12 protein-coding genes are annotated in these 14,332 nt (G+C 60.8%); 9 read left to right on the top strand and 3 right to left on the bottom strand.

Annotated elements, in window-relative coordinates; genetic code table 11:
- Window positions 1–574: 574 nt before the first annotated feature.
- Window positions 575–1,096, bottom strand: a complete 522-nt coding sequence (locus QFZ50_RS06275; protein WP_307082887.1) for a hypothetical protein — start codon at window positions 1,094–1,096, stop codon at window positions 575–577.
- Between the two features lie 371 nt (window positions 1,097–1,467).
- On the opposite strand from QFZ50_RS06275, the gene QFZ50_RS06270 reads away from it, so the two are divergent.
- Window positions 1,468–1,767 (top strand): hypothetical protein, encoded by a 300-nt coding sequence (locus QFZ50_RS06270; RefSeq protein WP_307082886.1) that lies wholly within the window; start codon window positions 1,468–1,470, stop codon window positions 1,765–1,767.
- Between the two features lie 588 nt (window positions 1,768–2,355).
- Complete coding sequence (locus tag QFZ50_RS06265; RefSeq protein ID WP_307082885.1) at window positions 2,356–4,098, top strand: zinc-ribbon domain-containing protein; 1,743 nt, start codon at window positions 2,356–2,358, stop codon at window positions 4,096–4,098.
- A 164-nt stretch (window positions 4,099–4,262) separates the two neighbouring features.
- Here the strand turns inward: QFZ50_RS06265 and QFZ50_RS06260 are convergent, their stop codons facing one another.
- Window positions 4,263–5,159: a hypothetical protein gene (locus QFZ50_RS06260; protein WP_307082884.1), complete on the bottom strand. Its 897-nt coding sequence runs from the start codon at window positions 5,157–5,159 to the stop codon at window positions 4,263–4,265.
- A 1,252-nt stretch (window positions 5,160–6,411) separates the two neighbouring features.
- On the opposite strand from QFZ50_RS06260, the gene QFZ50_RS06255 reads away from it, so the two are divergent.
- The 4 genes from QFZ50_RS06255 to QFZ50_RS06240 all read left to right on the top strand — a co-directional run bounded on the left by QFZ50_RS06255 (window position 6,412) and on the right by QFZ50_RS06240 (window position 10,541).
- Window positions 6,412–7,701: a hypothetical protein gene (locus tag QFZ50_RS06255; RefSeq protein WP_307082883.1), complete on the top strand. Its 1,290-nt coding sequence runs from the start codon at window positions 6,412–6,414 to the stop codon at window positions 7,699–7,701.
- A gap of 226 nt (window positions 7,702–7,927) precedes the next feature.
- Window positions 7,928–9,100, top strand: a complete 1,173-nt coding sequence (locus tag QFZ50_RS06250) for a hypothetical protein (protein ID WP_307082882.1) — start codon at window positions 7,928–7,930, stop codon at window positions 9,098–9,100.
- Window positions 9,101–9,434: 334 nt separating this feature from the next.
- Window positions 9,435–9,743: a hypothetical protein gene (locus tag QFZ50_RS06245; RefSeq protein WP_307082881.1), complete on the top strand. Its 309-nt coding sequence runs from the start codon at window positions 9,435–9,437 to the stop codon at window positions 9,741–9,743.
- 45 nt (window positions 9,744–9,788) lie between these two features.
- The gene (locus QFZ50_RS06240; protein WP_307082880.1) at window positions 9,789–10,541 is read left to right on the top strand and encodes a CPBP family intramembrane glutamic endopeptidase; all 753 of its coding nucleotides are present in this window, start codon (window positions 9,789–9,791) and stop codon (window positions 10,539–10,541) included.
- A 216-nt stretch (window positions 10,542–10,757) separates the two neighbouring features.
- Here the strand turns inward: QFZ50_RS06240 and QFZ50_RS06235 are convergent, their stop codons facing one another.
- Window positions 10,758–11,336 carry a hypothetical protein gene (locus QFZ50_RS06235; protein WP_307082879.1) on the bottom strand — a complete coding sequence of 193 codons (579 nt, stop codon included), beginning with the start codon at window positions 11,334–11,336 and terminating at the stop codon, window positions 10,758–10,760.
- Window positions 11,337–11,785: 449 nt separating this feature from the next.
- Between QFZ50_RS06235 and QFZ50_RS06230 the strand changes: the two genes are divergently transcribed.
- From QFZ50_RS06230 to QFZ50_RS06220, 3 genes are read left to right on the top strand one after another with little or no spacing between them, the layout of a single operon-like run.
- Complete coding sequence (locus QFZ50_RS06230; protein WP_307082878.1) at window positions 11,786–13,252, top strand: ferredoxin reductase family protein; 1,467 nt, start codon at window positions 11,786–11,788, stop codon at window positions 13,250–13,252.
- Window positions 13,249–13,731 carry an FMN-binding protein gene (locus QFZ50_RS06225; protein ID WP_307082877.1) on the top strand — a complete coding sequence of 161 codons (483 nt, stop codon included), beginning with the start codon at window positions 13,249–13,251 and terminating at the stop codon, window positions 13,729–13,731. Before QFZ50_RS06230 ends, QFZ50_RS06225 begins: the two co-directional genes overlap by 4 nt.
- A gap of 28 nt (window positions 13,732–13,759) precedes the next feature.
- The gene (locus QFZ50_RS06220) at window positions 13,760–14,287 is read left to right on the top strand and encodes an FMN-binding protein (RefSeq protein WP_307082876.1); all 528 of its coding nucleotides are present in this window, start codon (window positions 13,760–13,762) and stop codon (window positions 14,285–14,287) included.
- Window positions 14,288–14,332: the final 45 nt, after the last annotated feature.

Below are 14,332 nucleotides of genomic sequence, written 5' to 3'. Positions count from 1 at the left end.
TTGTCCCGCACAGCGATCCGCTAACGGACCTGGGGATACGTCGCCCCCAAGATTCCCAAGCAAGACCCATTTGCTCTAGGGCTACGAGGTCCGCCCTGTAGAACGCGAGCAACCATTCCACCTGATCAGTTGTTCCAAACCCACGCTGCTTTGCGCGGGTAAGGAAACCATGCTTTTCTGGCGCCTCCACCACACCTGAACTCATCAGAGAAAGTTTCATTTCTACTGGAACCTTCTCCAAGGAACACAATGCCTAGGCAAGCACGTCCCACACCAGACATACTGGTGCCTCCTACCGCGGAACGTGAAGGACGATGTAGTGGACCTGAAACGACGGAAAAGCTTTATCGCAGCAACCATTGCCTTCGCTGCCGCAGTGGCTTCATCAGTCCTACTGAATGATTCCGACTGGTTTACCATTATCGCCTTAGTTCTTACTATAGCGGCGGCCTACCTTTGGGGAAGATCCGACGGCGAATACCCTAGGAAGGCTAGGGGCACCCCAAAGCGTTGCATCCCGGAGCAGGCACCTTAGCGCATTCCGATTTCATGGAGCCGAGCCGCAAGAGGATCCCTATGGGTTCCTAGGGCGAGTCCACTTTTGGTCCAGGTCCTGTGACTCATCGAGGAACCGCTCAAGTGTGGGTAGCGCGTTGGGCTCCTCACCCCACCCGCCTTCAAACCCGTCATACAGATCATCGAGCATCACGAGGTCCTGCGTCAGCGGCGGCCCGTCGTGTCCGATTGCCGAGTGGGCCCAATCAGCGAACTCCCGGATGGGAAACCGCCCTTGGACTACCTCTTTTGCAAAATGTCTGGCTACAACCGTGAGGGCTTCCTCACGCGTCAGCGCAGCCAGTGGCGACCCCAGACTGACCAGTGACGCATCAATGAGCGCACCGAGCTCGTGCACATTCATATCGAGGGATGCCCCAGCCAACTCACGAAGCGGCTCGGTGTCCTTCCCTTCCGTCAGGGATCGAGTCGCAGCTGAAATGGCTGTACGGGCCGCCTCCTGCCTAGTGACCCACAGTGCCCGTGCCGTAACCAAGTCGATCAGACCGGCAGCTGGCTCTTCCCTTGCTCCACTACTCATAACGCCAGCATAGAAACAGATCACTGTCCTTCAAGCTTGTCCTCTATTTGATGCGCTAGGAACGTGTCCCACTGCGGGATCCCCTACCAGACGCTTTTGTTCAGTACGACAGGGAGTTCCTCTACGGATTCGTCGCAGCTATGCGCGGTGAGCAGGACGATCCCTGCTTGTGAAGGCAACGCTTAGGCATCGTTCTCGCATGGACCATTGATACGGGGTGCATTCATCGGCGCTCCTGCTAGGTTACGCAGATGACGCCACGACGTTCACCGGTGACAGCAGCTCTGCTCACAATGCTCCTACTTGCAGGGTGCACTGCAGCGAATGATGAGGAAACCGAAAACCAGCCTCAGCCCAGTTCCACAGGGGATGTGGCCACCGCAGTCGCAGACCCGGTCTCCGGTACGTACACCGGCACGCAAACCATTGAACTCGGTGCTCCACCCCAAGACGCTACTCATGTTCGCGTCGACATCACGTGCCTTACCACCGGCACTCTCGTTCTAGAAGGCGGCGAGGAAGCGGTCTGTGAGCTCGGTGATGGCGCAAGCGCCATCGTGTTTTCGGGCCCGCTGTCGCCAGGACAAGACTCCTTCACGGTGACAGCCGGTGATCCAGAAATCAGTTACAAGGCTAAAGCGGTGTATATGAACGGCATGTCTACCCAATAGCGTCAACGCTCCTACTCTCAGGTGGATCGCGCCCGAACGCATCGCCGCGAGCACTCATGAGGCAGCAGCAGAGCGGTCCGTCCCACTGTGCGTAAGCCGATCCGCTTGCGGGGCAGCACCAGCGCGGTGCCGTGGGGTCGCATCGTCAGAGTCGCGTTCTCAGCGGACAGTGTCCGGCGCCTGGTGTGTGGCGAAACTCAACAAGCGCGAACAGTAGTGCACCGTAGATTCAGGTAGTGAGTATTGCTACATGAGACGAGCTTCAGCGAGCTCGTTTGTGGTGTCCAAGCGATGTGTAGCGAATATGTTCGATTTAGCTACAAGTCGCTGCCTCTTTCGTGGTGTCCATGGTGACTCGCTATGTCAGCGGCTAAGCCATTCAGCTCAGCCGCTCAGACTGCGCCACACTTAAACCCCATCCGGAAAAGGGACCTCATTGCCCGGCGTGGCGGTGGCCCACACCAGCTCTCGGGCACCCCGAGGACAATATCCTGTGCCTTTAGATAGCACCCGCGGCCCCCTCCTCGGTAGCCGTAATAGTCTCAGAAACAGCCCTGCCATAGGCAGGTTTTCGGAACAGGGGAACGCATGGCAGTCGCACAGCAGTGCACCACTGAAGGTTGCGTCAATACCGCAGCCTTCAGCACGAGGACTAAGCCGACCTGGTGCGAACCGTGCCTCGTCGCCATCCTGAGCGAGCTCGGAATGGACCCCATGGCGCCCTTTCCGGGTAAAGACAGCCGCTGGCGGACCCGCTGCCGAGACTGCTCTGCGGAGTGCGACTACAAGCTCGACTACCTACTCGAGCTGCGCACGCGGGACGAGCCGTCCTGCCGGCGGTGTTTCTGGATTCAGTGGGCCACTGCCCACAGCAACCCCACCGTCGTGCCGAAGTCCGTGGTTGGCGGTCGCCTCACGGAGAACGACGTCGAGCCTATCGAGGAGCTTGTGGACCTGCCTCGGGCAGACTGGCCCGTCATCACCCGTTGTATACGTTGCGGTATCCAGCAGGCACAGCGCCTAGGAGACATCGCGTGGGGTTGTGTCTGCTCTCGCAACGGCAAGTCCAGCAGTGCGCCGTCCCCGGCGAGCAAGTCCCGCGGCGCCAAGAACCTGTTCGCCGACTCCCAAAACCCAGCGCTCGAGTGGTGGGACCACGACCGGAACCCAGCCTCCGCACTGGCTACCGTTGCCGTTCGCTCGAACAAGGAACACCACTGGAAGTGCCCCACCTGCGCACACCTTTTCACCGCAACTGTCTCCTGGATGACGGGAGGACCCCAGTGCCCGGAATGCGAAACGAAGCGCCGGGACGAGTGGGACACTGAGTGGCAGCGGCTAAAGCAAACCCCGGTTGCCGAGATCCCAGAGCTACTAGCCGCGTGGAATGACGCAGGTGACCCGAGGACAGTCATGGTTGCCGAGAACATGCTCCGTAAGTTCCGGTGCGAGAACGGCCACCCGCCCCGAATCGTCCCTTACACGTTCATGCACTCTGGCTGCCAATACTGTCGTTCAGCGCAGAACGGCCGCGTGCAACGGGTGATGCTCGCTGACGCGTTGCCTGAGATGGCCAGTCAGTGGCATCCAATCCTGAACGGCAAGCTGACGCCGGAGAAGGTCGTTCCGGGGTCGAAGCGGATGGCTCACTGGTTGGCAGATTGCTGCGGACACGAGTGGGAGGAGCCGGTGAGAAACCGGGACAAGTACCAACGTCTGCGCTGCCCTCAGTGCCGGACAATTCTCGGCTCGCTCGGTTGGATGGACCCGGGCCTCGCTGCCGAATGGGATCCCACTAACCCTTCGTCGCCCTGGCACCTGCGCCCTCACGGTCAGACCGCCTTCACACCCCGGTGGATCTGCTCCGTCGACCCCGCGCACCGCTGGGAGGCGACCCTCACCTCCCGCTCATCCGGGTCCGAGTGTCCGGAGTGTAAGCAGGTCGGCAAGTCCCGGGTCGAGCTGCGGCACAAGGACGCCGCTAAGGAAATCTTCGAAGTGGTGAAGTCCGGCCCCGTCGTCCGCAGTGAAGCGTTTACCACTCGAAAGCAGTGGTCGATCGACATCCTCGTTGAGCATAAAGGATTGAAAGTTGCTGTCGAATACGACGGCGCCCGTTGGCATCGGCCCGCGCCGAAGATAAAGGTAGACCGCCGCAAGAGCCGTGACCTGCTCGCCGCCGGTTACCGTGTCGTGCGTTTGAGAGAGGACGACCTGCCATCACTCGGCATCGAATCGTCGGACTACCTCGAGTTGCAGGTGTACTCGACGGCTCCGAAGCCGGACGTGACGCTCGCTCGCATTCAGAAGTGGCTGACGCTGGCGGTGTAATTAGCCGAGTCAGTCTTCTGTGAGCAACCCGAGGAGACCGCTTCGACAAACGTATGGTGGTCTTCTCGGGTCACTCAACGAGCAAAACCTATGCAAGATCGAAACCTTACTTGAGGCGTCGTCGCGGACACCGCGTATCTGCTGGGCCTCGTTAAGGCATCGTTTTATGCGTCCCGCTCCTTCGCGGGTAGTCCCCTGCTCGCGGTGCACTTTTGGTGGCGTTCCGCGATCTTGCTGTTGTGGCGTAGGGCTGGCGGGGCTAGGTTCAGCCATCGCTCAAGCACTGCTATCTCCTCTTGGTACTGTCCAAGCTTGCGGTGCACGATCGCTGCCTGCTCCGTGTACCAGGGAGCAGGTTCACGGCCCTCTCGACCCTGCTCCGCGCCCCTAATCGCCTGATAACAAAGCGCTAGTGCTTCTTCTAACCGGTTCTCCCGCTTAAGCTGTTTGATTGGCTCAACCAGCTGTAGGTAGTGGACACCCTGATACATCCCGCGTTGAAATTGGGCTGCTCTATCGCCCCCACCTTCGAGGGCTTCACGTACCATGTCCGAGTCCTGTCTCGCTGCGGCAAGAGTACGTTCCCTACTCGTCAGCGGAGGGGAATTATCTGCGGAGTATGTCCACTGTGGCTTGCCCTGTCCGAGCCATACGAAGGCTTTGGCCGCCCACTTCTCGCCGCGGAGAACGTGGAGTTGATAGAGGACTTTCATGCTGCCTCCAGGCGGTAGCGGTAGCGCTCGGGCGAAATGGGAGGGCAGGTTCCCAACCTTTTCACCATCGATCACGATCGCGACCGCATCAGCGTCGACCGGATTCTCGGGTTCCCGCTGCAGCCAGGCATTCGCTTCTAGGTACCCGCACTCAGGCAACTGGTATCTGTCGGCCAAGGCGACGACTGCGGTTTTCGCGAACGTCGTGGTCCCTGCCACCTCTACACAAGGATTCCCTCCAATGCCGAGCGAAACAGTGACTGAAGCACGGGAGGAAACTTCAGCGCGCTCCTCGATTACGGCGAGCTTTCCACCGAGTGACCGCTTGAACCAGTCCTTAACGCCCATCGAGCACTCCCCTGGTGGCCTGTGTCCGTCGATGTTCCTGGTCCTCGTCGCTTCGCCAGGTGAAGTACTTCTCAGTTACCAAGGCGATAGGGGCGTCTTTCATCAACCAGCGACTGAACCTGATCCGAACATGCTCAAGATACGAGGCAAGTAGGTCCCACCAGTACGGGTCAAAGGTGGATTGTGGCAACGACTCGCACCGCGGATCGAGGCCTGCAGAAGCTGGCCCACCAAAACAGTTGGTCATCGCTTGTCTGATACTGAGCCTAAGGTGAGCGCTTCCCTCTGGTAGCTGGTGCTGCCACCTTTGCCACTCCTGATCGAAGCGACGGACCGCGCCGGCGATGGTCGCGTTGTCCAGCCTCACGACGTCGGCATGCTGTACGACGGTGAGAAGCTCAGTGACGGCGTCACCGATAGCCTGAACAGCGGTTCGCTGAACCGCGAGTTTTCTCCGCCGTTGATGCCACAGGAACCCAATCAGCGGCACAGCAAATGCCCCCATAGTCCCTATCGCACCAATAAATAGCTCTAGCCCCATAGTGTTCTGTCCCTACCGCGGGTTGAAAGAATGAAGGTGTCGCCTGATACCAGAAACCCGCCCTTCAATGCATCATGCATCATGCGGTCATTCGCCACGTGCTGGTATCGCACTGTGTCTCGCCCCGACGAGGCCTACGCGCAGGACTGGACCTCCTTGCTCGCTGATGCGGCTGCGCCACGGACCAACGTTGCACCATGTCTAGACCTCGATCGGTTCTGTTGCGAAAGCCGTAAACGGACCCCAAAACCACGGGATTCCAGCGCTGACGCACTGTTGCGTTTGGGTGTACCCAAACGCAACAGTGCGTGATGCCAACCTGATGCACGGAGAAGGTACCGGCGCGCCCGTTCTCATCGTCCCGGCTAAACGCCCGCTCTGCGCCGTGGCGGCAATTGCACCCCTTGCCGGTTCCCACGAACGTCTGTATGGGTGCAGACCGACTGGCTTGTGAACGCCGGACAACAACGAAACATAAGCACCATAGATCAATGCAGTAATCTAAGAGCCCGAGCCTCCACTCTGTCCAACGGGACCGCCAGAGTCTCGGCAACAGTCGCGGTGCGCCCGGCACTGTGTGCCCTTTTTACTCACGGACCTTCTCGCTGTAAAGATTGGACGAATTTCTTGTCAGCCAGCCACACAATTGCAAACCGACGAGAACATCCGAGAATTCTCATCCTTGACGACCAACAGGGTTTCGCTTCCCGAGTGCAGCAAGAAGTGGATCTGCCAGGCACTGTGAAGGTAATAACCGACCTTGGTTCTGTTGATCAGGCGGAGTGGGACGCGCTCATCTTGAATAGCGCGTACCAGAAAGCAGACATGTCGAATGTCTTCAGTATCAGTTACTCGCGGGTGGCGGAGCACCTTCACATCTTCAAAGTACTTCCTGAGGGCCATTATGCTAATCACGGAGTCCTGGACAGGGTTTCGGGGCTAAACAGTGCAGAGGACGACGTTACGCTGACGCTACGGTGGAAGATTCCTGGGCAGGAGATTTCAATCCAGCAAGGGTTTTGCCAAGAACTGCGTACCTCCCTGACTGAGGCAGCTGAAAGCCGCGACACTCAATCTGGGCTGATCATCGACGGAGAGCTACCCGTAGGCGTAGTTGTAGATTCTTTTGCCATTGGCCCGCAGGGCGTCATCTTGGCCGGAACCATTACAGCCCCTAAACGAGGCGAAGTGTGGTTCGTCCCGAGCGAAGTAAGGACCCTCGGACCTTGGATCAATGCGGCGTTCGCGAGCTGGCGCCGGCTGGAGCCCAAAAAGTTCCCCGGGGTTCCCGACTGGTGGGCCTCGCCTGAGTGGTACTCGGCAGCGGAATCCGCCATCGCCCTCAGACTCGTCGAGGAGAACGAGACCTTCGAGAGGGCTAAGGCCAAGTTTGAAGCCGCTCGTGTGCAGCTGGAGTCAGAACTGGACAAGGCACGGGAAGAAGCTGCGGCAGGAAGCAGGCAACTTCTACGTGGACAAGACGATGCGCTGCAGGACGCCGTTCGAGATGCCTTGGAAGACCTCGGATTCGGGGTTAGAGACATGGACCTTGAGTGGGAGGACAAAGAGCGGCGGGAAGACTTTAGGATCACCGACCCCGACGATCCTCAATGGTTGGTCCTAGGCGACGCCACTGGTGTCAGCGGCAACGCAAAGGGCGGGAAATTAACAGTCCTGCAGGGATACGTTACGAAGTACGTCTTCGAGGAAAAACCGGACATCATCCCAGGCATGTGGTACTTGCTGAACAGGGAAATTGATAAGGACCCGAATGTGCGCAGCACCATTCTCCGAACTGACGAAATCGAGCCATTCGCTGCCCAACAAGGGCTCATTCTCGATACCACAGCCCTCTACGTGCTGCTTCGGCACGCACATGATCTGCCCGAAGATAAACCTGCCATCCGACAATTTCTACGAATGTCTATCGGCCTAGTGGCCCTCCCGAACGCCACGGCCTGGATTAAAGCGCGCACATCTGTAGCAATTGCGAGTGAGTAACGACTGCCTCATCGGCTTACGGACTCGGCCTCGCGTCCTCATTGGTACCGCCCTTAGATAGCGGGATCACGTGATCTGCTGTCGGGTCCGACGTAGCACCACACTGAGCCCGGATCTGGACTTTGGGTCGTGTGTCCTAGTGCTTGTTTGTCAGGGGAGCCATGCAGACTGAACCCGTGGCTGAAGGAGCTTTCCTTTCAGTTGAGGGCTAGCTATGGGGAGTGACATGTCCGGGAACAAGAAGACGACCAACAAAAGGAAGCCGCTTGGTCCACAACTGGCTAGCGAGCAGTACTCCGAACTCAACGCGACGTTCTATTCCTCAGCCGGTCCCACGGAGTACGTGCGTGCCCGCCAGCAGTCGATCATCTTCACTCTCTCAGACGGCGACGAGGCGGCTGACATCCTTAAGAAGGGGGTGCAGTATGGCGCGTTGCACGGTGGTGCGTCGGCTCGTATGCCGCAGGAGTCAAGACTTCGCTACGCCTTCCTGGACAGCACCGTGTTGGTGCACCATGCCGGAGAGTCTTTGATGCGTCTCTGGCTGGCTCATATGAACTTCCCGTTGTGTCCGTGGATCAAGGTTGCCAGCGTTACCGAACCAGGGGAATTCAAGAGGCAGGCAGCTAAGTTCGCGGAACCGGACACGAGCCACGTTGATCGAAAAACCGTTGCATCGGTGTTCTTGGGCGGTGAGACAGCCGAAGAAGCTGGCGTCGAGATGAATCAGGAGACGTGGGAGGACTCGATTGAGGGCATAATCGAGTTGCTTCGGGTCGTGGCACACCGCCTGACGAATGAGAACGCGCTTTACAACGCCGCCAAGCACGGCCTTGTCGGGATACCTGGCGATCAAGGCGAGATCCAATGGGACGATCACCGAATGGTTGGCGGCCCGGGGATTACGTATCTCGAAAGTAGGCGTGACGGCAAGTCCAACCCGCGGCAGTTCAGCATGTGGGTGACCTCCACATTCACAAGTCTCGAAGGCAACCTGCTGCTAATCGAGCTAATCATCCGAGCGACTCACTCGCTGTGGAGCGTGGCGCGAAGGAAGTACATAGGGCTTCCGGGTGATCTTGTCCTGGTCAGCCGCGACGAGGTTTATGCCACCGTGGCAATAGGGCTGATAAGAGACGAACGACATTTAGTGGATTGGTCGCAAAAGCTACCGACCTATACATACGAAACTGGGCAGCGGAAGATCGCGAACGCAGAATTTCATATGAACGCAATCGGGCTCGGTGACGACGTGCTCGAGGCAAGCGACCGACTAAACGGCCGGCCGGCTGAACCAACCTTCGTTGATCTGCCCCTTCGCGCGGGGGATGAGCGAACCCCGTCTAAGTCCACTCGTTCGCTCTTCAGTTTCTCGCCTGCTGGCAGTTCGAGCGTCTGACACGAGGCGGCAATTTGCTCTTGCGTTACGCCGGCCGCCCTAACCTCGAAACACAACAGCAAGACTTAGGAGCACCCATCGCGACGTCTCTCAAGACTGAACCCTTCGGGCGCTTCGCGGCTTTGACCGCCGTCACTCATGGGCGCTCTCCGGCCTATACCGGCGCTGGCCCCGCTGATCAATCGCTGCGGGTCCACTGTCAGATAACCCTCAAGGGCCCACGCATGCCTAAGGTCACCCCATCGTCCAAGTGTGAGCCGCCCGAGAAAGCGCCCGATGAGGGATCGTCTGGAGGGGATCAATCCTCAAAGTGAACGCAATCTAGACTCACCGAATGGAGCCATTCGAGGTCATCGTCGATGATGAGCTTTTTCGTGTCAGCGAGAGGCGTCAGCCAAGCGGTGCGCTCAGCTATGACTTTTCCTGGTTGAACGGTCCAGCTGAAGGGACCTACGGTTTCAACGCGAGTCGACACGTCGCGAGTTCAGCCGAAGGAACCGTGGCCTGCATGCCTTCCATCACGCGGGACGATCTCGTGGAGGAGGTACGAAGTCTCGTGAAGGGCTTCTACGAGCCTGGCGGAATGGGTGAGGACTTCCCGGACCATTTGTCGGCCTCGTCGCGCCGGCGAAATGCTATTTGACGGAAGTTTATAGGGGCGGGCTCCCGCTGACCGTACACTCGCGGGATGAACCCCACCGTCCGGGCACCGTTCCGCGCGCTCCTTCCGCTGAACCTCCGCACTGGCATTGTGCTACTCGTCCTTTTCGGCCTCGTACGGGTGGCGCTCGTCCTGCAGGCGAATGTGACAGGCAACTATCAGGCCGTCAGCCTCGTGTTCATCGCGATGATCGCTCTGCCATGGCTGCTGCTCACCCGACAGGGGCGGAAACGCATCGGGCTCCTGCCACCAACCGGTCGGCGCTGGCTAGTGCCGGCGGTGATCGCCGGGGCAGCCATAGCCCTTGGCGTCTACGCCGGCGCGGCCGCCCTGTGGGGGCACAGCATGTCCAACCCGTTCGCGTACATCTCCCGCACCTATTCCAGCGTGCCGGAGGCCCCATCCGATGCCGACCGTCTCATCTACTTCATTGTCTACGCGGTCATCGGTGTGCTCTTCAGCCCGATCGGAGAAGAGGTGCTGTACCGCGGTGTCGCGCACGAAAGCTTCGCCACCCACCTCGGAAACCGGCGGGCAGCGCTGATTGACGCAACTGCCTTCGCCCTCACCCACCTCGCCCACTTCGGTGTGGTGTTCGTAGCAGGGGCGTGGGCGTTCCTACCGCTGCCCGCGATGTTCTGGGTCCTGGCCATGTTCGGGGCCTCCCTCACGTTCTACGGCTTCCGGACTCTCAGCCGATCACTGGTGGGTGCGATGGCCGCCCACGCGGGGTTCAACCTCGCTATGAACTGGATCATCTTCTACACGATCCTGCCCTAGCGCTCAGTTCCTGACAGGGCGCGGTCTACTGCTGCCCAGGTGTATCGCCCAGGGAAGTTCCGACACCCACCACAGCTCTACACACGGACCGAATCAGAAGGACTGCGATGAAGCAGAAGAGAGCCAAAAGCTCAGCCCTGTTCATGGGCGCTATGACCGTTAACTAAGAAAAGGCCCTAGTGGTTTCTAGGGCCTTCTCTCCGTCGTCCTCAGGGTCTAGTCGCGCCCGCCTCCGAGGAGGCCGAGTTCGACGGCTTTGGCAGCGCCGTCGGCTTCGGCCTGGGTCAGGGATCCGTCTGCCACGGCTGCATCGAGTTTTTCCTGTGCGGCTGCGGATCGCTCTGCCTGCTCCGCGGCCTGGAGCTCGTCGATGGCGCTCTGCACCGTCGCTGCGTCGACGGCCAGGGTCTTGGCCAGCGAGCTGACGACGGCACTTTCGAGCGCTGCACGATCGGGCTTCTCCCCATCGGCGGTGTCGATGCTGTCCCGGGCGGAGTCCTGCGCCGCGTCGAGTGCGTCGCTCACCGTTGCCTCATCGAGTCCGAGCGTCGTTGCGAGGTCCGCGGCGTCGACGCCACGGTGTCCGTGTCCTCCCCGGCCCGAGTCGGCGCCCGTGTCGGTGCCCGAGTCGGTGGTTGCATCGTCCCCGGCTGACGCGTCAGCGGTGGCGGAGGACGTGGCGGTAGGTGCAGGGGTGGTCGTCGCGGCGGACGCTATCGAGGTAGCGCCGAAGCTCAGTCCGAGGGCGACTGCTGCTGCGCTGGCGCCGAGTGCGATCTTCTTGGGAGTGAACATGATGTGATCCTCGCTTGCCGCTGGACGGCTCTGGTGATTGTTCCGAAATGGTGTCAGCCCGGTTGGCTGGGACTGGTTCAACTCTGCGGCGCAAAGGTAAGCAGGTACTGTCGCCTACCTGTCACGAAGCTGTGAGACTCCCACCGCGGGGGAACCGCGAGACAACCACGAGAAATCCGCGGTGCGACCGTGATGGGACTGCACTTTGGTAGGCCGTATAAGGTGCAGGATGCGCGGTTTGAGCGTCATGGGTCTGCTCCGTGATGCTTTCGTTCCCACCTCGATAAGGGAGTACCCGCCAGGAATGGGTGTGGTGGGGCCGGCTTGGCCGTCGATGGCATCGCTGGAGCCCTTGTGCCTTTCTTCAGTGACTGCTCAGCCCGGTGCTTCACAGGTTGGTGCTAAGGGCGGCGAAGACTGCTCATAGGGTCGGTTCGTAGAACTGATGTATGGCTATCAGAGAGTCCCCCACCCAACCGGTCACCGTGCAGGGCTCACACCGGAACCTCCCTCCGGCACCGGGTTTGCCTCCGACGGTCGGATTGCCTGTCTCCACCTACCGGCAGAGGGCACGGAGGCGTCTGTGGGCAGCTGATGCCCTGACCATCATCCTGGTCGCTTCCGTCGCTGTTGCTGTTGCCCTGTTCCTCAGCGACGGCGGCGCCGCCGGGTTCGGCTCGTTCGCGGGAATGTTGACATCCATGGGTGTGATTGCGGGTCTCGCGGCCATGGACCTGGTACTCGTGATGTTCCTGCTGTCCGCGCGGGTGCCGATCATCGACAGGACGATCGGGCAGGACAAAGCCCTTCTGGTCCACGGGTCCCTGGGCGAACCCATCCTGTACCTGCTCCTCGCCCACGGGGTACTGCTCCTTCTGGGGTACGCAGCCACGGAAGGCATCACCCCGATGGCCGAAGCACTCTCCCTCTGGGCCAGTGGCCTGGACCTCAGGTGGGCGGTCCTATCTTTGGTCTTGTTCGTCGTGGTCGCGGTAACGTCCGTGATCGCCGTCAAGCGCCGGCTCCCCCAGGAGATCTGGCACGGTATCCACCTGCTCACCTATGCGGCGGTGGCCCTGTCCATCCCCCACCAGTTCAGCCTCAGCGGGCTCTTCGCACCAGGCACCATCCAGCGCTGGTACTGGATTGCACTGATGGTCCTCACCGGTGCGGCGGTCCTGACCTACCGGGTACTGGTGCCGATCACCCGCTCCCTGCACCACCAGGTACGCATCACCCGGGTCACCGAGGTAGCACCGGGCGTAGCAACGGTCGACATGACCGGGCGGGATCTTGCACGCCTGAACACCCGGGCGGGACAGTACTTCATCTGGAGGTTCCTCACCCCTGACCTGTGGTGGCAGCCCCACCCCTTCTCCATCTCCGCCAGGCCCACACCCACCTCCCTGCGCATCACGGTCAGGAACCTGGGGACGGGAACAGCGAAACTGATGAACATCCGGCCCGGGACCAAGGTAGCGATCGAGGGCCCGTACGGCATCTTCACCGAAGCCGCCCGCGCCTCGGCGCAAGTCCTGCTGATCGGCTCGGGCATCGGAAACGCACCCATCCGCGGGCTCCTGGAGGACCTGACCTTCCCCCACGGAGGAGCGACCGTGATACTGCGCGCCTCACGCCCGGACGAGGTGTACCTCCTCGACGAAATCAGCGCCCTCTGCGAGCAGCGGGGAGCACGACTGTTCGTCCTCACCGGGCCTCGAGCGACCGGGAACTCGTCCTGGTTGCCCGCGTCCGCCGTCGCCTCCGGGTACACCATGACCTCCTACCTCCCACCAGAGCAGGTACCTGACGTGTATGTCTGTGGGCCCCTGCCCTGGACCGACCTGGTCCTGGACGACGCCCGTCATGCCGGCTTCCCGTCAGAGAACATCCACTCGGAAAGGTTCGCGCTATGAACACCAGAGCACTCCTCGGATCAGGTATCGCCTCACTGTCCATCCTCGTCCTGGGCTGGCAACTGGGCGTGCAACCGGCCACCGTGCAGGCAGGCACCACCGCCGGCAGCACCACACCAACCCCGGGGACCAGCCCCGAAACCACCACCCCGGATCCGGACACCGGAACATCTGCAAGCACCACCACGGACACCAACACCTCTGCTGTGTCCTACACGGGCACCACGGTCGACCACGAGTACGGGTCAGTGACCGTCACGATCACCGTCGCGGACGGGACCCTCACCGATGCCACAGCCGGATTGAGCACCACCCACGGCGACAAATCGGAGCGCATCAACGCGCGCGCCGTCCCACTCCTACGCAGCGAGGCACTCACCGCGCAATCAGCCGAGGTCAGCATGATCAGCGGTGCCACCTACACGTCCGAGGCATACCTTGAATCCCTGCAGTCAGCCCTGGACCAGGCAGGTCTGTGATGCCCGGTATTGCCCGCAAGGATGGCCCATGAGACCACGCATCGCCGCATCCGCAGCAGCTGCCACTGCCTGCATCCTGATCATCGGCTGGCAGGCCGGCACCCAAACCAATAATGCTGCCGCGACGACCGCCACCATCCTCGACACTGGCCGGGGCGGAGGACGCATGGCGGCCGCCTTCAGCGACCGTTTCGACGGCCCCGGTCGCAGAGGCCAGGGCGCGCGCGGAGCAGACATGGCCGCTATCACCGCCGATCCCACCATCACCGCCGCCGCAGCTGCGGATGGGACCTTCGTCGGGCCCCCCGTCCCGTACCCGCGCGGATCAGTCAGCGTCGGCGTGACCGTCACCAACGGCGTGATCACGAACGTCGACGCAGCGCTCCTCGCCCAGAACCCGGTGTCTCGGGATATCAACCAACGGATGGAAAACCTGCTCGGCAATGCCGTCCTGGCCGCCCAGAGCACCGACATCACCATGATCAGCGGCGCCACCTACACCTCCCAGGCCTACGCTGCGTCCCTGCAAGCCGCGCTCGATGAGGCAACCTCATGACTACAACACCAAGCCGTCAACCCCTCCGAACAGCAGATGAAGCCC

Source organism: Arthrobacter agilis (assembly GCF_030816075.1).
GTDB classification, from domain to species: domain Bacteria; phylum Actinomycetota; class Actinomycetes; order Actinomycetales; family Micrococcaceae; genus Arthrobacter_D; species Arthrobacter_D agilis_E.
Note: the sequence above shows the minus strand (reverse complement) of the source record. Positions and strands in the feature narration are given on the sequence as shown.